Annotated in this window: 12 protein-coding genes and 1 riboswitch; of the genes, 9 read left to right on the top strand and 3 right to left on the bottom strand. The window is 72.4% G+C overall.

Features of this window, described 5'->3' with window-relative positions; translation table 11 throughout:
* Positions 1-172: 172 nt before the first annotated feature.
* Positions 173-1,261: a CobW family GTP-binding protein gene (locus R2E43_RS09445; protein ID WP_136207298.1), complete on the top strand. Its 1,089-nt coding sequence runs from the start codon at positions 173-175 to the stop codon at positions 1,259-1,261.
* On the opposite strand, the gene R2E43_RS09440 is transcribed toward R2E43_RS09445, so the two are convergent.
* Positions 1,258-3,714 carry a DNA gyrase/topoisomerase IV subunit A gene (locus tag R2E43_RS09440; RefSeq protein ID WP_011030487.1) on the bottom strand — a complete coding sequence of 819 codons (2,457 nt, stop codon included), beginning with the start codon at positions 3,712-3,714 and terminating at the stop codon, positions 1,258-1,260. The genes R2E43_RS09445 and R2E43_RS09440 overlap by 4 nt on opposite strands.
* A gap of 335 nt (positions 3,715-4,049) precedes the next feature.
* Here R2E43_RS09440 and R2E43_RS09435 point away from each other — a divergent pair, with 335 nt between their 5' ends.
* The 4 genes from R2E43_RS09435 (at position 4,050) to R2E43_RS09420 (ending at position 8,736) form a co-directional block, all read left to right on the top strand.
* Entirely contained in the window at positions 4,050-5,402 is a 1,353-nt protein-coding gene (locus R2E43_RS09435; protein ID WP_003973184.1) for a M16 family metallopeptidase, read from the top strand.
* On the top strand, positions 5,399-6,787 hold the full coding sequence (locus R2E43_RS09430; protein ID WP_030865015.1) for a M16 family metallopeptidase: 1,389 nt from the start codon (positions 5,399-5,401) through the stop codon (positions 6,785-6,787). Before R2E43_RS09435 ends, R2E43_RS09430 begins: the two co-directional genes overlap by 4 nt.
* 191 nt (positions 6,788-6,978) lie before the next feature.
* A riboswitch (cyclic di-AMP (ydaO/yuaA leader) is annotated at positions 6,979-7,143 on the top strand.
* Positions 7,144-7,155: 12 nt separating this feature from the next.
* On the top strand, positions 7,156-7,920 hold the full coding sequence (locus tag R2E43_RS09425; protein WP_003973182.1) for a M23 family metallopeptidase: 765 nt from the start codon (positions 7,156-7,158) through the stop codon (positions 7,918-7,920).
* A gap of 120 nt (positions 7,921-8,040) precedes the next feature.
* Positions 8,041-8,736, top strand: coding sequence for a GntR family transcriptional regulator (locus R2E43_RS09420; RefSeq protein WP_011030490.1), 696 nt, complete (start codon positions 8,041-8,043; stop codon positions 8,734-8,736).
* Between the two features lie 148 nt (positions 8,737-8,884).
* Here the strand turns inward: R2E43_RS09420 and R2E43_RS09415 are convergent, their stop codons facing one another.
* On the bottom strand, positions 8,885-9,166 hold the full coding sequence (locus R2E43_RS09415; RefSeq protein WP_003973180.1) for an HPr family phosphocarrier protein: 282 nt from the start codon (positions 9,164-9,166) through the stop codon (positions 8,885-8,887).
* 203 nt (positions 9,167-9,369) lie between these two features.
* Between R2E43_RS09415 and R2E43_RS09410 the strand changes: the two genes are divergently transcribed.
* The 4 genes from R2E43_RS09410 to R2E43_RS09395 all read left to right on the top strand — a co-directional run bounded on the left by R2E43_RS09410 (position 9,370) and on the right by R2E43_RS09395 (position 15,055).
* A complete protein-coding gene (locus R2E43_RS09410) occupies positions 9,370-12,471 on the top strand; it encodes a bifunctional acetate--CoA ligase family protein/GNAT family N-acetyltransferase (RefSeq protein ID WP_332056110.1) in 3,102 nt (1,033 codons plus the stop codon).
* Between the two features lie 96 nt (positions 12,472-12,567).
* The gene (locus tag R2E43_RS09405) at positions 12,568-13,164 is read left to right on the top strand and encodes a DUF5998 family protein (RefSeq protein ID WP_003973177.1); all 597 of its coding nucleotides are present in this window, start codon (positions 12,568-12,570) and stop codon (positions 13,162-13,164) included.
* Positions 13,164-14,357: an alkaline phosphatase family protein gene (locus R2E43_RS09400; RefSeq protein WP_011030493.1), complete on the top strand. Its 1,194-nt coding sequence runs from the start codon at positions 13,164-13,166 to the stop codon at positions 14,355-14,357. The genes R2E43_RS09405 and R2E43_RS09400 overlap by 1 nt, the downstream gene beginning before the upstream one ends.
* Before the next feature lie 47 nt (positions 14,358-14,404).
* Complete coding sequence (locus R2E43_RS09395; protein WP_003973175.1) at positions 14,405-15,055, top strand: thymidine kinase; 651 nt, start codon at positions 14,405-14,407, stop codon at positions 15,053-15,055.
* Positions 15,056-15,084: 29 nt separating this feature from the next.
* Here R2E43_RS09395 and R2E43_RS09390 read toward each other — a convergent pair whose 3' ends face one another.
* On the bottom strand, positions 15,085-17,154 hold the full coding sequence (locus tag R2E43_RS09390; protein WP_030865008.1) for a glycoside hydrolase family 36 protein: 2,070 nt from the start codon (positions 17,152-17,154) through the stop codon (positions 15,085-15,087).
* Positions 17,155-17,397 lie beyond the last annotated feature (243 nt).

Here is a 17,397-nt window from a genome sequence, read left to right as displayed (position 1 = left end):
ACGGGGAGGCGGAGAGGAGGCGCACGGAGGGAAGCGAGGGTCGCACGGTCCGGCGCCTTGGAAAACGTCTGCCCCGCGCACGCTGCTAACAATCGTTCACTTCGTGCCGACTGCCGCGGCTCGTATCCTGAGCTGGCAATTCCGCACGCACGGGTGAGAAAGAGGTCGCACGGTGGGGCAGCGCTCGACTCCGCAGCAGATCCCGGTCGTCGTGCTCGCCGGATTCCTCGGCTCCGGGAAGACCACCCTGCTCAACCACCTCCTGCACCGCAGCGGAGGCAGCCGGATCGGCGCCGTCGTCAACGACTTCGGATCGATCGAGATCGACGCGATGGCCGTCGCGGGTGCCCTCGGCGACTCCACCGTGTCGCTGGGCAACGGATGCCTGTGCTGTGCCGTCGACGCGAGTGAACTGGACGGGTACCTGGCGCGGCTCGCCCGGCCCGAGGCCGGCATCGACGTCATCGTCATCGAGGCCAGCGGCCTCGCCGAACCGCAGGAACTGGTGCGCATGCTGCTCGCCAGCGAGCAACCGGGGATCGTCTACGGCGGACTCGTCGAGGTCGTCGACGCCGCCGAGTTCGACGACACCCGCGCCAGGCACCCCGAGATCGACCGGCACCTGGCCCTCGCCGACCTGGTCGTGGTCAACAAGACCGACCGGGCCACCGACGCCGAGCGTGTGCTCGGCCTGGTGCACTCGCTCGTGGGCGGCGCCGCCGTCGTCCCGGCGACCTACGGCCGTATCGACCCCGAGTTCCTCTACGACTGCCGGCCCGGCGAGGAGCGCGTGGGGCAGCTGTCCTTCGACGACCTGCACGACCACTCCGAGGGCGGCGCACACGCCGATCACCTGCACGCCGCCTACGACACCCTGTCGTTCGTCTCCGGCCTCCCGCTCGACCCGCGCCGGCTCATGCGCTTCCTCGACAGCCGTCCCAAGGGCTTGTACCGGATCAAGGGGTACGTCGACTTCGGCCCGTACGACACGCGGAACCGGTACGCCGTCCACGCCGTCGGACGCTTCCTGCGCTTCTACCCGGAGCCCTGGACCCCGGCCGGTGCCGCCGGCGGGACCGGCGCCCCGGAGACCGGCCGTACCCAGCTCGTCCTCATCGGCTCCGGCATCGACGCGGCGGCCCTTGGCGAGGAACTCGACGCGTGCCGCCGGGACGCCGACGCCCCACCCGCCGACGAACACGGCATGTGGGGCGTCCTGCGTTACGTGGCCGACGGCGAGGAGCCGCCGGACAGCCCCTAGACCGGGCCCGCCACCACCGACACCGTCTTGGGCAGCGACACGCCCGAGCCGTCGCGGCGCGGGTCGGTGTCCGGGAGCTGGGCCGGCGTGCCGTTCTTCTGTGCGGCGAGGGCCGGGGTGGCGCCCGCCCAGGCGAAGGCCAGGCAGTCCTCGCCCTTCAGGAACCGTTGGCAGCGCACCCCGCCCGTGGCGCGACCCTTGCGCGGGTACTGGTCGAACGGCGTGAGCTTGGCCGTGGTCTGCACGGAGTCGTCCAGCGTGCCGCGCGATCCGGCCACCGTGAAGACCACCGCGTCCGCGGCCGGGTCCACCGCCGTGAAGGAGATGACCTTGGCCCCGTCGGCGAGCTTGACCCCCGCCACGCCGCCCGCCGGACGGCCCTGTGGACGGACCTGCGAGGCCTGGTAGCGCAGGAGCTGCGCGTCGTCCGTGATGAAGACCAGGTCCTCGTCACCGGTACGCAACTCGACCCCGCCGACGATGCGGTCGCCGTCCTTGAGGGTGATGACCTCCAACTCGTCCTTGTTGGACGGGTAGTCGGGCACCACCCGTTTGACGACGCCCTGTTCCGTGCCGAGCGCCAGCCCCGGCGAGGACTCGTCCAGCGTGGTCAGGCAGACGACGTCCTCGTCGTCCTCCAGGGACACGAACTCGGCCAGCGGCGCGCCGCCCGCGAGGTTCGGCGTCGGCATGGCCTCCGGGAGCTGGGGCAGGTCCACCACGTTCACCCGCAGCAGCCGCCCGCCGGACGTCACCACGCCCACCTCGCCGCGCGCCGTGGCCGGCACCGCCGAGACGATGAGATCGTGCTTGACGCGCTTGGCCCCGGCCTCCGTGACGAGAGGCTCGTCGTTCGCGGTGCGGGCCAGCAGGCCCGTCGACGACAGCAGCACCCGGCACGGGTCGTCCGCCACCTGGAGCGGTACGGCGGCGACCGGGGCGCCGCTCGACTCCAGCAGCGTCGTACGCCGGTCGGTGCCGAACTTCTTCGCCACCGCCGCCAGTTCGGCCGAGACCAGCTTGCGCAGCTCCGCGTCCGAGTCGAGGATCCGGGTCAGCTCCTCGATCTCGGCGTTCAGCCGGTCCTTCTCGGACTCCAGCTCGATGCGGTCGTACTTGGTGAGCCGGCGCAGCGGCGTGTCCAGGATGTACTGCGTCTGGACGTCGCTCAGCGAGAACCGCTCCATCAGGCGCTGCTTGGCCTGCGCGGAGTTCTCGCTGGAGCGGATGAGGCGGATGACCTCGTCGATGTCGACCAGGGCGGTGAGCAGGCCCTCCACCAGGTGCAGCCGGTCGCGCCTCTTGCTGCGGCGGAACTCGCTGCGGCGCCTGACGACGGTGAAGCGGTGGTCGAGATAGACCTCCAGCAGCTCCTTGAGGCCCAGGGTGAGGGGCTGGCCGTCGACCAGGGCGACGTTGTTGATGCCGAAGGACTCCTCCATGGCCGTCAGCTTGTAGAGCTGCTCCAGGACCGCCTCGGGCACGAAGCCGTTCTTGATCTCGATGACCAGGCGCAGTCCGTGGGCGCGGTCGGTGAGGTCCTTGACGTCCGCGATGCCCTGGATCTTCTTCGCGCCGACCAGGTCCTTGATCTTCGAGATGACCTTCTCCGGGCCGACCGCGAAGGGCAGCTCGGTGACGACGAGACCCTTGCGGCGCGCCGTCACCGTCTCCACGGACACCGTCGCGCGGATCTTGAAGGTGCCGCGGCCCGTCTCGTACGCGTCCCGGATGCCGGGCAGGCCGACGATGCGGCCGCCGGTGGGCAGGTCGGGGCCCGGCACGTGCTTCATCAGCGCGTCCAGGTCGGCGTTCGGGTACCGGATCAGATGCCGGGCCGCCGCGATCACCTCGCGCAGATTGTGCGGCGGCATGTTCGTGGCCATGCCGACCGCGATGCCCGAGGCGCCGTTGACCAGCAGGTTCGGGAAGGCGGCGGGCAGGGCCACCGGCTCCTGCTCCTGGCCGTCGTAGTTCGGGGCGAAGTCGACGGTGTCCTCGTCGATGGACTCCGTCATCAGGCCGGCGGCCTCGGCCATCCGGCACTCGGTGTACCGCATGGCGGCCGGCGGGTCGTCGTTGCCCAGCGAGCCGAAGTTGCCGTGGCCGTCCACCAGGGGCACGCGCATCGAGAACGACTGGGCCATGCGGACCAGGGCGTCGTAGATCGACGCGTCGCCGTGCGGATGCAGCTTGCCCATGACCTCGCCGACGACGCGGGCGCACTTCACGTAGCCGCGCTCGGGCCGCAGGCCCATCTCGTTCATCTGGTAGACGATGCGCCGGTGCACCGGCTTGAGGCCGTCGCGGGCGTCCGGCAGCGCACGGGAGTAGATGACCGAGTACGCGTACTCGAGGAAGGAGCCCTGCATCTCGTCGACGACGTCGATGTCGAGGATCCTCTCCTCGTACGAGTCGTCGGGCGGCGGGGTCTTCGTACTACGGCGGGCCATCGCTGCCGGCTCCTTGCTGAAGCGTGAACGGTGATCTGACGCCGTCCATTGTGGACTGCGGCACTGACAGCCACCGACCAGGACCCGTCACGGGCTGCCGGCCCGGCGCTGCCCGCAGGGTACGCCCTCGTCCCGGGGTGCCGTCCCCGCAGCCGTCTCCGGCGGCCCGTCAACCGCGTTCTCGCTCTCGGCGTACGAGGGCCGGGAACTCCACCGGCCGCCCGCACGCTTGCATACAGTGGCGGGACCGGCGGAATTCCGCAGTTCCGCCCATGGATTCCACCCGGTGGTTCACCCAGTGACTCCACCAGGATCTCGCGATCGAAGGGACGTACATGCCCATGGGTCACACGGCCACAGCCCAGGCAGGCTCCGGCGGCCTGACAGCGACCGAGCACCGCCTGGCCAACGGCCTGCGCGTGGTGCTCTCCGAGGACCACCTGACCCCGGTCGCGGCGGTGTGCCTCTGGTACGACGTCGGCTCGCGCCACGAGGTCAAGGGGCGCACCGGACTGGCTCACCTTTTCGAGCACCTCATGTTCCAGGGCTCCGCCCAGGTCAAGGGCAACGGCCACTTCGAGCTGGTGCAGGGCGCCGGCGGCTCGCTCAACGGCACCACCAGTTTCGAGCGGACCAACTACTTCGAGACCATGCCCGCCCACCAGCTGGAGCTCGCCCTCTGGCTGGAGGCCGACCGCATGGGCTCCCTGCTCGCCGCCCTGGACGACGAGTCGATGGAGAACCAGCGGGACGTCGTCAAGAACGAACGCCGCCAGCGCTACGACAACGTCCCCTACGGCACCGCCTTCGAGAAGCTGACCGCCCTCGCCTACCCGGAGGGCCACCCCTACCACCACACGCCGATCGGCTCGATGGCCGACCTGGACGCGGCGACCCTGGAGGACGCGCGCGCGTTCTTCCGCACCTACTACGCGCCGAACAACGCGGTGCTCTCGGTCGTCGGCGACATCGACCCCGAGCAGACGCTCGCGTGGATCGAGAAGTACTTCGGCTCCATCGCCTCGCACGACGGCAAGCAGCCGCCGCGGGACGGCGCGCTGCCCGACGTCATGGGCGGGGAACTGCGGGAGGTCGTCGAGGAGGAGGTCCCGGCCCGCGCCCTGATGGCGGCCTACCGCCTGCCGGAGGACGGCACGCGCGCGTGCGACGCGGCCGACCTGGCCCTGACCGTCCTGGGCGGCGGCGAGTCGTCCCGCCTGTACAACCGCCTCGTCCGCCGCGACCGCACCGCCGTCGCCGCCGGGTTCGGCCTGCTTCGGCTCGCCGGGGCACCCTCCCTGGGCTGGCTGGACGTGAAGACGTCCGGCGACGTGGAGGTGCCGGTCATCGAGACGGCCATCGACGAGGAGCTGGCCCGGTTCGCCGACGAGGGCCCCACGGCCGAGGAGATGGAGCGCGCCCAGGCCCAGCTGGAGCGCGAGTGGCTGGACCGCCTGGGCACGGTCGCCGGCCGCGCCGACGAACTGTGCCGGTACGCGGTCCTGTTCGGCGACCCGCAGCTCGCCCTCACCGCCGTGCAGCGCGTGCTCGAGGTGACGGCCGAGGAGGTCCAGGAGGTCGCCAAGGCCCGCCTGCGCCCCGACAACCGCGCGGTGCTCGTCTACGAGCCCACCGCCTCCGCCGACGAGACCGACGCCAGCGACGAGAACGAGGAGGCGGCCAAGTGACCGAGCTCGCCACCATGGAATTCCACGCCCAGCCGCAGGCCGGCGAGCCCAAGCCCTGGGCGTTCCCCGCTCCCGAGCGCGGCAGCCTCGACAACGGCCTCACCGTGCTGCGCTGCCACCGCCCCGGCCAGCAGGTCGTCGCCGTCGAGGTGCTCCTCGACGCCCCCCTGGACGCCGAGCCGGCCGGTCTCGACGGTGTCGCCACCATCATGGCGCGCGCCTTCTCCGAGGGCACCGACAAGCACTCCGCCGAGGACTTCGCCGCGGAGCTGGAGCGCTGCGGCGCCACCCTGGACGCGCACGCCGACCACCCCGGCGTCCGGCTGAGCCTGGAGGTGCCCGCCTCGCGCCTCGGCAAGGCACTCGGCCTGCTCGCCGACGCCCTCAGGGCGCCCGCCTTCGCGGACGGCGAGGTCGAACGACTGGTGCGCAACCGGCTCGACGAGATCCCGCACGAGCTGGCCAACCCCTCCCGGCGTGCCGCCAAGGAACTCTCCAAGGAGCTGTTCCCGGCCGACGCGCGCATGTCGCGCCCGCGCCAGGGCACCGAGGAGACGGTCGAGGCCATCGACTCGGCGGCCGTACGCGCCTTCTACGAGCGGCACGTCCGCCCCGCCACGGCCACCGCGGTGGTCGTCGGCGACCTCACCGGCGTCGACCTGGACGCGCTGCTCGCCGACACCCTGGGCGCGTGGACCGGCTCGGCCGCCGAGCCGCGTCCGGTGCCCCCGGTGACCGCCGACGACCGGGGCCGGGTCGTCATCGTGGACCGTCCCGGCGCCGTCCAGACGCAGCTGCTGATCGGCCGCACCGGCGCCGACCGGCACGACCGCGTGTGGCCCGCGCAGGTGCTCGGCACCTACTGCCTGGGCGGCACCCTCACCTCGCGCCTGGACCGCGTCCTGCGCGAGGAGAAGGGCTACACCTACGGTGTGCGGGCGTTCGGCCAGGTCCTGCGCTCCGCGCCGGACGGCACGGGCGCCGCCATGCTCGCCATCAGCGGATCCGTCGACACCCCCAACACCGGTCCCGCCCTGGAGGACCTGTGGACGGTGCTGCGCAAGCTGGCGGCGGAGGGGCTCACCGACGCCGAGCGCGACGTGGCCGTGCAGAACCTGGTGGGCGTGGCGCCGCTGAAGTACGAGACGGCGGCGGCCGTGGCGAGCACGCTGGCCGACCAGGTCGAGCAGCACCTGCCCGACGACTTCCAGGCCACGCTCTACCGTCAACTGGCCGCCACGGGCACCGTGGAGGCCACCGCGGCGGTCGTGAACGCCTTCCCGGTGGACCGTCTCGTGACGGTCCTCGTCGGCGACGCGGCGCAGATCAAGGAGCCCGTCGAGGCCCTCGGCATCGGCGAAGTCACCGTGGTGGCGGCCGAGTAGCGGCACGCGCGCGCGGCGGCCCCGGTGACCGGTGTGTCACCGGGGCCGCCGTTTGTCCGGATTGGGGGAGTGGTTGCCCGTCTGCCCTGTGGCGTGCGCTACAAAAAGCCTGTTGCGTTTGAGGATTGAACGCAGCCGCGTTTAGCGTCGTCCGGGCTGTTCGTCAGGCAGTGCGCCGCACCCGCGGCACCGGACAGCCATCGCCGAGTCCCCGTACGGCGCGAGCCAGGGGAGCCGGGGACCCATCGCAGTCCCTGGGGTGAATCGGACGCCCGCGCGCACCGCGAGGGGGTCCGTAGGAGACCTTCCACCTCCGAACCCGTCAGCTAACCCGGTAGGCGAGAGGGAAGGAAAGGACAAGCCTCTACATGGCGTTCACGCGCGCCACCGGGAAGCACCGCCGTCCCGGCCGGGTGCACCGCACCACCGTCCGCGCGGCGGGAGTCGCGGCACTCGCCACCACCGGTGTGGTCGGCACCCTCGCGGCTCCGGCGCTCGCCGCCGAGCCCGAGGCGGAACAGACCGGGCTCACCCCGGTCGTCACCATCGGCGACTCCATAGCCGACGAGATCGACGCCCAGGCCCTCGCCCAGAAGCAGGCGGCCGCGGACGCCGCCGCCCGCGAGGCGGCTCGGGAGGCGGCCCGCGAGCGGGCGGCCGAGGCGGCCAAGGAGGCGCGCGAGGCCAAGGAGCGCGCCGCGCGGGAGGCGGAGCGCGAGCGCCTCAACACCTTCGTCGCACCGATCACCGCCTCGTACGTCTCGACCGCCTACCAGGCCGGCAGCTCCCTGTGGTCCTCGGGCAGCCACACCGGCATCGACTTCCACGCCTCCAGCGGCACGTCCGTGCACTCCGTGGGTGTCGGCACCGTCGTCGAGGCCGGCTGGGGCGGCGCGTACGGCAACCAGGTCGTGATCAGGATGCACGACGGCACGTACACCCAGTACGGGCACCTGTCGTCCATCGGCGTCTCGGTCGGCCAGTCGGTCGAGCCCGGCCAGCAGATCGGCGTCTCGGGTGCCACCGGCAACGTCACCGGACCGCACCTGCACTTCGAGGCCCGTACGAGCCCCGAGTACGGCTCGGACATGGACCCCGTCGCCTATCTCCGCTCCCACGGAGTGAACGTCTGACGAAAAAGCCCCGGCTTCCCGGGTCGGGGCTTTTTGTATTCCATGCCGGCTTGATTGGCCTAGAGTCGCTGAAAGCGCGTCCATCGTCGACGTTTCTGGGGATCAAGGCGGAGGTCGGTCATGCGTATTCCGGCACATTCGGTGTGCACGGCGATTCGGGACGACATCGTGACCGGCGTCCACGGGCGCGGGAGCCGGCTCACCGAGGAGCTCCTCGCCCGCCGCTACGGCGTCTCCCGCGTCCCCGTCCGAGAGGCCCTGCGCACGCTGGAGGCGGAGGGCTTCGTGGTCACCCGGCGGCACGCGGGCGCGTGCGTCGCGGAACCGACCCGGCGGGAGGCCGCCGATCTGCTGGAGACCCGCACGCTCCTCGAGCCGCTCGGTGCCTCCCGGGCCGCGCGGCGGCGCACCGACGCCCACCTCAAGGTGCTGCGCGGCCTGGTCAGGCTGGGGCAGGAACGGGCCGGGCGGGGCACCGTGGACGAGCTGCGCTCCCTGGGCGGCTGGTTCCACGAGACCCTCGCCAGGGCGGCGGACAGCCCCTCCCTGACCGCGCTGCTGACCCAGCTCCGCCACAAGATCGCCTGGATGTACGTCGTGGAGGCACCGGTCGGACCGGTGGAGCACTGGGCGGAGCACGCGGCGATCGCCGACGCCGTGGCCCGGGGCGACGCCGAACGCGCGCGGGCGCTCATGACCCGGCACATCGAGCGGTCGGCGCCCGGGTACCGGCTCCGGTTCGCCGCCGGCGGCGCGGCGACGGAGCGTGTGAGGAATACGCAACATTCCGTAAACACCGCGAGCCCGCTCCGGTAACACAGGTTCCGTATACAAAGGCGGGGGAATTCCGGCGGCTATTTCTGCCGCCCCGAATGTGTGGAAGCGGAAGCGGAAGCGGAAGCGGAAAAGGCGAAAGGCCCGTCCGGTGGTCCCGGCGGGCCTTTCGGTGCTGCTGTCCCGTCCGTCAGACGGTCTCGGGAAGCTCCTCGAGCCCCTCGGCGACCAGCTTCGCCAGCCGCTCCAGGGCCGCCTCCGCGCCCTCGGCGTCGGAGGCGAGGACGATCTCCTCGCCCCCCTGGGCGCCGAGGCCGAGGACGGCCAGCATGGAGGCCGCGTTGACGGGGGAGCCGTCGGCCTTGGCGATCGTCACCGGGACGCCTGTGGCCGTGGCGGCTCGGACGAAGATGGAGGCGGGGCGGGCGTGGAGACCCTCGGCCCAGCCGACGTTGACGCGGCGCTCAGCCATGTGATGCTGCCCTTCAGGTGTTCAGAGGCGTTGAAGTTGTCTAGACCAGTCTTGTCTAGACCAGTTTCCCACATCGTGAAGCAAGCCGGGACGACCACGTTGCGCCGCCCCGTACGGGTCCCGGACCGCGGCCTCGGTCCGGACCTCCGTCCCCCACAGACTGCCCCGCGCCGTTGTCGTACGCGAGCCGTACTCTGGGGCCCATGCAGACCTCGTCGGACCGGCACGAGTACCCCGCCCACTGGGAAGCCGACGTGGTGCTGCGCGACGGCGGCACCGCGCGCGTCCGCCCCATCACCGTTGACGACGCCGAGCGCCTGGTCAGCTTCTACGAGCAGGTTTCCGACGAGTCGAAGTACTACCGCTTCTTCGCGCCGTACCCTCGCCTGTCCGCCAAGGACGTCCACCGCTTCACGCACCACGACTTTGTGGACCGGGTGGGACTCGCGGCCACCATCGGCGGCGAGTTCATCGCCACCGTACGCTACGACCGGATCGGGGCCGGCGGAACACCCGCCACCGCACCGGCCGACGAGGCCGAGGTCGCCTTCCTCGTCCAGGACGCCCACCAGGGACGCGGCGTCGCCTCCGCCCTCCTGGAGCACATCGCCGCCGTCGCCCGCGAGCGGGGCATCCGCCGCTTCGCCGCCGAGGTGCTGCCCGCCAACAACAAGATGATCAAAGTCTTCATGGACGCCGGGTACACCCAGAAGCGAAGCTTCGAGGACGGGGTGGTCCGCCTGGAGTTCGATCTCGAACCCACCGACCGCTCGCTGGCCGTGCAGTACGCGCGCGAGCACCGCGCGGAGGCCCGTTCCGTGCAGCGGCTGCTGCAGCCCGGCTCGGTCGCGGTCGTCGGCGCCGGCCGCACCCCGGGCGGCGTCGGCCGCAGCATCCTCGGCAACATCCGGGACGCCGGCTACACGGGGCGCCTGTACGCCGTGAACAGGGCCTTCCCCGAGGACATGAAAGAACTCGACGGGGTTCCGGCGTGCCGTTCCGTGGGCGACATCGACGGGCCCGTCGACCTCGCCGTCGTGACCGTGCCCGCCGAGCACGTCCCGGACGTCGTCACCGCGTGCGGCGAGCACGGGGTGCAGGGCCTGGTGGTGATCTCCGCCGGATACGCCGACAGCGGCCCCGAGGGGCGCGAGCGCCAGCGCGCCCTGGTGCGGCACGCGCGCACGTACGGCATGCGCATCATCGGGCCCAACGCCTTCGGGATCATCAACACCTCCCCCGACGTGCGGCTCAACGCCTCGCTCGCCCCCGAGATGCCGCGCGCGGGACGGATCGGCCTGTTCGCGCAGTCCGGCGCCATCGGCATCGCCCTGCTCTCCCGGCTGCACCGGCGCGGCGGCGGGGTCACCGGCGTCACCGGCGTGTCCACCTTCGTCTCCTCCGGCAACCGCGCCGACGTCTCCGGCAACGACGTCCTCCAGTACTGGTACGACGACCCGCAGACCGACGTCGCGCTGATGTACCTGGAGTCCATCGGCAACCCCCGCAAGTTCACCCGCCTGGCCCGGCGCACGGCGGCCGCCAAGCCCCTGGTCGTGGTGCAGGGCGCCCGGCACGGCGGCGTGGCACCCCAGGGGCACGCCGTACGGGCGACGCGACTGCCCCACGCGACGGTCTCCGCGCTGCTGCGGCAGGCCGGCGTGATCCGCGTCGACACCATCACCGACCTGGTCGACGCGGGGCTGCTCCTCGCCCGCCAGCCGCTGCCCGCCGGACCGAGGGTGGCCATCCTGGGCAACTCGGAGTCCCTGGGACTGCTCACGTACGACGCGTGCCTCTCCGAGGGCCTGCGCCCGCAGCCCCCGCTGGACCTGACGACCGCCGCCTCGGCCGACGACTTCCACGCGGCCCTGGCCAGGGCCCTGGCCGACGACACCTGCGACGCGGTCGTGGTGACCGCCATCCCGACGCTGGGAGAGGGGGCGGCCGGGGACGCCGCGCTCGCGGAGGCCCTGCGCTCGGCGGCGGCCGCGGTCCCCACCAAGCCCGTCCTCGTGGTCCACGTGGAGCTGGGCGGCCTGGCGGAGGCCCTGTCCGCGGCGGCGAGCACGGCTCCCCAGACGGCTCAGGGCACCGCGGGCACCACCGCCCAGGCGGCTGAGGGCACCGCCTCCCGAGCGGCTTCGAGCGCGGCTCTCCCGGCCGATCCGGATGCCGTGCAGCAGGGCACCCCGAGCGGCCCGGCTTCCGGAGCCGCCCCGGCCTCCGGAGCCACCCCGGGCACCGCTCCCCATGCCGTTCCCGGCCCCGCCGATCAGCTCCCGTCCGGCGCCTCCGGTCCGTCCGGCCCCTCCGGCCCCTCCGGCCCGTCCGGCCCCTCCGGCCCCTCCGGTCCGTCCGGCCCGTCCGGTCCCTCCGGGCCGCCCCGCCCGTCCGCCGCCCCGGGCCGGCCGCCGGGCGTCGTCCGGGCCCCCGAGGGAGCTCGCCTCATCCCCGCCTACCCCGCCGCCGAGCGTGCCGTCCGCGCCCTCGGCGAGGCGGTCGCCTACGCCCAGTGGCGGCGGGAGGCCGCCGACCCCGGCAAGGTGCCGGAGTACGAGGACATCGACGAGAAGGGCGCCGCCCAGCAGATAGCGGGGCACCTCGCGCGCGGGCAGGGGCTCACCCTCGGCAGCCAGGAGACCTGCGACCTGCTCGGCCGGTACGGCGTCCACGTCCACCGCGCCCTGCCCGCAGCCACTCCCGACGACGCCGCGGCCGCCGCGCGGACCATCGGCTACCCGGTGGCCCTCAAGGCCACCGCCCCGCACCTGCGCCACCGCGCCGACCTGGGCGGCGTACGCCTCGACCTCGCGGACGAGGAGCAACTGCGGCGGGCCTACGCCGAACTGACCGAGCTGTTCGGGAAGCCCGCGGAGCTGCGCCCGGTGGTGCAGGACATGGCCCCGCGCGGCGTCGACACCGTCGTACGGGCGGTCATCGACCCGGCGGCCGGCGCGGTGCTCTCCTTCGGCCTCGCCGGCGCCGCCACCCAGCTGCTCGGCGACATGGCGCACCGGCTGATCCCGGTCACCGACCGGGACGCCACCTCGCTCATCCGCTCGGTCCGCACGGCCCCCCTCCTCTTCGGCTGGCGCGGCTCGGCCCCGGTCGACGCCGCCGCCCTGGAGGAGCTGCTGCTGCGGGTCTCCCGGCTGGTCGACGACCACCCGGAGGTCGTCGCGGTCACCCTGGAGCCCGTCGTGGTCGCCCCGCACGGCCTGAGCGTCCTCGGCGCCTCCGTCCGCCTCGCGCCCCCTCCCGCCAGGGACGACCTGGGCCCGCGGACCCTGCCGGCCTACTGACCCGCCACGCCCCGTACCCGGCCCGGTGCCCGTGCCGGGTACGGCCCTGGACGGGTACCGCGGGAGCGTGCCTCGCAGTCAGCGGGTCCCCGTAGGATGGACGGCATGGCCAAGACCAGTACGACGACCCAGGGGCTGCGAGCGGCGATCGAGCGCAGCGGCTACTACCCGGCCCTCGTGGCCGAGGCGGTGGAGGCCGCCGTGGGCGGCGAGCCCGTGCGGTCGTACCTGGTCCACCAGGAGACCACGTTCGACCAGAACGAGGTGCGCCGGCACGTGACCGTGCTGGTGCTCACCGGCAACCGCTTCATCGTCAGCCACACCGACGAGCAGGCCGCCGACGACACCTCTCCGACGCCGTACGCCACGACGTCCACGGAGTCCGTCAAGCTCGGCCGGATCTCGTCCATCGTCGTCAGCCGCGTCGTCGCCAACCCGGAGCAGTACAAGCCGGGCACACTGCCCCGCGAGATCGTGCTGACCATCGGCTGGGGCGCCGTCTCCCGCCTCGACCTGGAGCCCGCCGCCTGCGGCGACCCCAACTGCGAGGCCGACCACGGCTACACGGGCAGCTCGACGGCCGACGACCTCAGCCTGCGCGTCAGCGAGGCCGGGGACGGCCCCGAGACGGTGCGCCAGGCGCTCACCTTCGCCCAGGCCCTCTCCGAGGCGACCGCGGACTCCGCCCGCTGATGGTGCAGCACACCGCCTGGGACACCCACCCGGAACCGCTCCCCGTCGACTCCGCCCCCGTACCCGAGTACGGCCGGGGCTCCCTCGCCGACCTGCTGCCCACCCTGGCCGCCGGCCTCGGTGTCCCCGGCATGACCGCGGGGATCACCGAACTGACCCCGGCCGACCGCAACTGCGTCTTCCTGATCGACGGCCTCGGCTGGGAGCAACTGCGCGCGCACCCCGAGGACGCCCCCTTCCTGAGTTCCCTCCTGGGCAGCTCGCGCGGCGGCACGGGGCGCCCGATCACCGCCGGCTACCCGGCGACCACGGCGACCTCCCTCGCCTCCGTCGGCACCGGCCTCCCGCCGGGCGCCCACGGCCTGCCCGGATACACGGTGCGCAATCCCGACACCGGCGCCCTGATGAACCAGCTCCGCTGGCAGCCATGGACCGCGCCCGGCCCCTGGCAGCCCTACCCCACCGTCTTCGGCCTCGCCCACGCGGCGGGGGTGCACGCCGCCCAGGTCTCCTCGCCCACCTTCGCCAACACCCCGCTGACCAAGGTCGCGCTCAGCGGCGGCGAGTTCCACGGACGCCTGTCCGGCGAGGACCGGATGGACTGCGCCGCCGAACAGCTGGCCCGCGCCGACCGCGCCCTCGTCTACACGTACTACGCCGAGGTCGACGGCGCCGGACACCGCTTCGGCGTCGACTCCGACACCTGGCGCGGGCAGCTCGGCCACGTCGACCGGCTCGTCCAGCGCCTCGCCGAGCAGCTGCCGCCGCGCAGCGCCCTGTACGTCACCGCCGACCACGGCATGGTCGACGTGCCCTTCGACGAGGAGCACCGGATCGATTTCGACGAGGACTGGGAGCTGAAGGCGGGCGTCGCCCTCCTCGGCGGCGAGGGCCGCGCCCGGCACGTCTACGCCGTCCCCGGTGCCCGCAACGACGTGCTGTTCTGCTGGCGCGAGGTGCTCGGCGAGCAGTTCTGGGTGGCGTCCCGGGACGAGGCGATCGCCGCCGGCTGGTTCGGCCCCGGTATCGACGACCGGGTGTACGACCGCATCGGCGACGTGGTCGCCGCGGCCCGCGACGACGTCCTGGTCATCGCCTCCGAGCGCGAGCCCAAGGAGTCGGCGATGGTCGGCAACCACGGTTCGATGACCCCTGCCGAGCAGCTCGTCCCGCTGCTCGAAGTACGCTCCTGACCCTCTCCGCTCCACCGATCCCGCTGCCGAAAGGTGCCCAACCCCTCATGCCCGAGCTGGTGTTCTTCTCCGGAACGATGGACTGCGGGAAGTCGACACTGGCTCTCCAGATCGAGCACAACCGCTCGGCGCGCGGACTGGCCGGCATGATCTTCACCCGCGACGACCGTGCGGGCGAGGGCAAGCTCTCCTCCCGCCTCGGCCTCGTCACCGACGCGGTCGAGGTCGGGGACGGCCAGGACCTGTACGCCCACGTCGTCGACCACCTCTCGCAGGGCGGCCGGGTGGACTACGTGATCGCGGACGAGGCGCAGTTCCTCGCGCCGGACCAGATCGACCAGCTCGCGCGCGTGGTCGACGACCTCGACGTCGACGTGTACGCCTTCGGCATCACCACCGACTTCCGCTCCAAGCTCTTCCCGGGCTCCCAGCGGCTGGTGGAACTCGCCGACCGGGTCGAGGTGCTCCAGGTCGAGGCCCTGTGCTGGTGCGGAGCCCGCGCCACGCACAACGCCCGCACCGTGGGCGGCGTCATGGTCGTCGAGGGCGCCCAGGTGGTCGTCGGGGACGTCGCCCAGTCCCCCGACGAGATCGGCTACGAGGTGCTGTGCCGCCGCCACCACCGCAGGCGGATGACGAGCGCCACGGCGCGGGCGGCGGCGCTCTCGCCGGACGTGCTGCCGGTCACCGCCACGTGAGTGCCGGGACCGGCGCGCGCCGGCCCTGATCAGCCGATGTGCTCGGCCACGATGAGCTGGAACCGTTCGAAGGCCAGCTCCACGGTGTTGTGCCGGGCGTCGACGGTTCCGAGAGAGGTGCCGTTGAACGGGTCGGTCAGGCGGTACCTGCCGCGGCCCAGGCCACGCAGCTCGACCGTCCCGTCCCACCGCCCGGCGTAGAACGCGTAGTGCAGGGTCGCGCCCTTCGCCACCACATGCGCCTCGGGCTTGTCGAAACCGATGTCGTACAGCTCGCCCCGGTACTCGCCCGTGGACAGCATGTTCTCCTCGTACAGGTTCACCCACCGGCGCCAGAGGGTTTCCCTCTCCGGCGTGAGCACGATCCCCTCGTCCGGGCCCGCGGGGTAGGTGAACTTCGTCGACAGGACGGCTCCCACACCGTAGCTGGAGGCGAAGTCGTCGCCGCCGTCGCTCAGTTCGACGTGGTCGCCGGAGTAGCTGCTGCCCCGGCCCATCAGCGCCTTCATCGTCTTGCCCTTCGTACGGACCTGGTACGAGGAGAGCGGGTCCGAGCTCGGGTACTGGTCGACGTAGGGGAGGTTGTGGAAGGCGAAGGCGGTGCCGCAGGGGCAGAGTTCGACGACGGCGTCGCGGTTCGCCTCGTGCGCGGCCTCGTACACCGCCTTCCAGAACCGCGCGAGACCCTCGGTCGACTCCTCGGGGCGGGCGTGCCCGTGTGCCGGGTTGTAGCAGGGCGTGACGGCGTTGAGGTGCTGGCCGTCGATCTTGAGCCCTTCGTATCCCCAGTCGCCGATGAACCGCTTCACCTGCCCGACGAAGTAGTCCACCGTCGGCCGGTACGCGGGGCACAGGGTCCAGGCGTCCCACCAGCTCACGCGCTGCTTGTTGCCCTCACGATCCAGCAGGAGCATGTCGGAGTGGTCCCGGTACAGGCTGCTCTCCGGGTCCGCCGCCAGCGGAGCCCACCACAGGCGCGGCCGCAGGCCGGCGTCCCGGATCTGCCGGGTGAAGGCCCGCATGTCCGGCGCGCCCCGCGGGAACTTCCGCGGGTCCAGCTCCCAGTCGCCCTCGTTGGTCTGCCAGCCGTCGTCGAGCACCGCCCACTTGAGGCCGACCTCACGCACCTTGGGGAGCGTGGCGACGACCTGCTCGACGGTGAAGTCCCGCTCGTAGCCCCAGGCACACCACATGGGTTCCAGAGCCGGTTCGGGCGTCCTGGGCGCACGCCGGCCGATGTCGCTCATGTAGTCGCGGTAGCGCTGGAGCGGTGCGAAGTGGTCGCCCGGCAGGGCGGTCAGGAACGTGGTGTCGGTGGTCAGGCGCCGCCCCGGCCTCAGGGTCACGGGGGTGTCGCCCTCGACGGCGAGGCTCGCTCCGCCGGCCGTCCTGCGTACCGGCAGGCGCAGCATCCTGGGCACGGGTTCGACGTGCCCGACGGAGAGACCGGCCCCCGGCCGCCACACGGTCGCCACGGGGGTGCCGCCGCCGTAGTCGGAGGCGTCCATCCCCAGCGAGTTCTCCTGGACGAATCCGTCCGTCATCGGCCGCACCCAGTCGCGACGGTCCTCGTACGTGGTTCCCGAGAAGGTGTGGAAGCCGCCGGGAACCTCCAGGAGTTCGTGGGCCCCGCTGCGCCATCCGGTGACCGCCAGCGGGGCACCGGTCCCGTTGGTGTAGGTCACCTTCATCACGATCATCCCGGTCAGGCGCTGGAAGGAGGTCAGCTCCACCGTCTTGCGGACTCCGGTCGCGGACTCGCCCCAGACGGTCACGCGCACGCCTGCGCCGTGCCGGGAATGCCGGGTCCTGCGGGTTTCGTGCCCGCCGTACGTGAACGCGTCGATCGCCCCGCCGTCCACCAGCAGGGCCTCGCCGGCGTCGAAGCGGGTGACGTCGACGCCCCGCAACGCCACCCGGCTGCGCAGCCGGTCGTCGAACTCCAGGGTGATGGAGGTGTCGCCGACCCCGACGAGGTCGGGGCCGCGGTGCGGGGCCGCGGCCGCGGGTGTGGCGCCCAGGGCCACCGAGGGGAAGGCGGCCAGGCCGGCACCTCCCAGCGCCACCTTCAGCACGCTGCGCCGGTTCACATCCGTCATGTCGGCCTCTCTCTCGGAGCAGGCTCTGGTCTGTAACCGGCTCCTCGAACGGAGTCGGGACACACCCGTGAGGGCGAGGGCGGCGCCATCGAGGTCCGGGTGGCCTGCATCGAGAACGTAAGTGGTATTTGATTGGCCTGTCAATGGTCCAAAGATCCGCCCCGGCACAGGAGTTCACCCCGTGCCGGTGAGGGGACGAGGGATCCGGGTACCTGCACGGCCGACCGAACCGGTATGTTTCTG

The sequence above is a fragment of the Streptomyces violaceoruber genome (assembly GCF_033406955.1).
In the GTDB taxonomy this organism is placed as follows: Bacteria; Actinomycetota; Actinomycetes; order Streptomycetales; family Streptomycetaceae; genus Streptomyces; species Streptomyces violaceoruber.
Note: the sequence above shows the minus strand (reverse complement) of the source record. Positions and strands in the feature narration are given on the sequence as shown.

Bases quoted from the DNA above. Each gene is read 5' to 3' on its own strand.
- R2E43_RS09390 (WP_030865008.1), bottom strand. From the start codon at position 17,154: ATGACGGATGTGAACCGGCGCAGCGTGCTGAAGGTGGCGCTGGGAGGT.
- R2E43_RS09425 (WP_003973182.1), top strand. From the start codon at position 7,156: ATGGCGTTCACGCGCGCCACCGGGAAGCACCGCCGTCCCGGCCGGGTG.
- R2E43_RS09405 (WP_003973177.1), top strand. From the start codon at position 12,568: ATGGACGGCATGGCCAAGACCAGTACGACGACCCAGGGGCTGCGAGCG.
- R2E43_RS09440 (WP_011030487.1), bottom strand. From the start codon at position 3,714: ATGGCCCGCCGTAGTACGAAGACCCCGCCGCCCGACGACTCGTACGAG.
- R2E43_RS09410 (WP_332056110.1), top strand. From the start codon at position 9,370: ATGCAGACCTCGTCGGACCGGCACGAGTACCCCGCCCACTGGGAAGCC.
- R2E43_RS09415 (WP_003973180.1), bottom strand. From the start codon at position 9,166: ATGGCTGAGCGCCGCGTCAACGTCGGCTGGGCCGAGGGTCTCCACGCC.
- R2E43_RS09400 (WP_011030493.1), top strand. From the start codon at position 13,164: ATGGTGCAGCACACCGCCTGGGACACCCACCCGGAACCGCTCCCCGTC.
- R2E43_RS09420 (WP_011030490.1), top strand. From the start codon at position 8,041: ATGCGTATTCCGGCACATTCGGTGTGCACGGCGATTCGGGACGACATC.
- R2E43_RS09435 (WP_003973184.1), top strand. From the start codon at position 4,050: ATGCCCATGGGTCACACGGCCACAGCCCAGGCAGGCTCCGGCGGCCTG.
- R2E43_RS09395 (WP_003973175.1), top strand. From the start codon at position 14,405: ATGCCCGAGCTGGTGTTCTTCTCCGGAACGATGGACTGCGGGAAGTCG.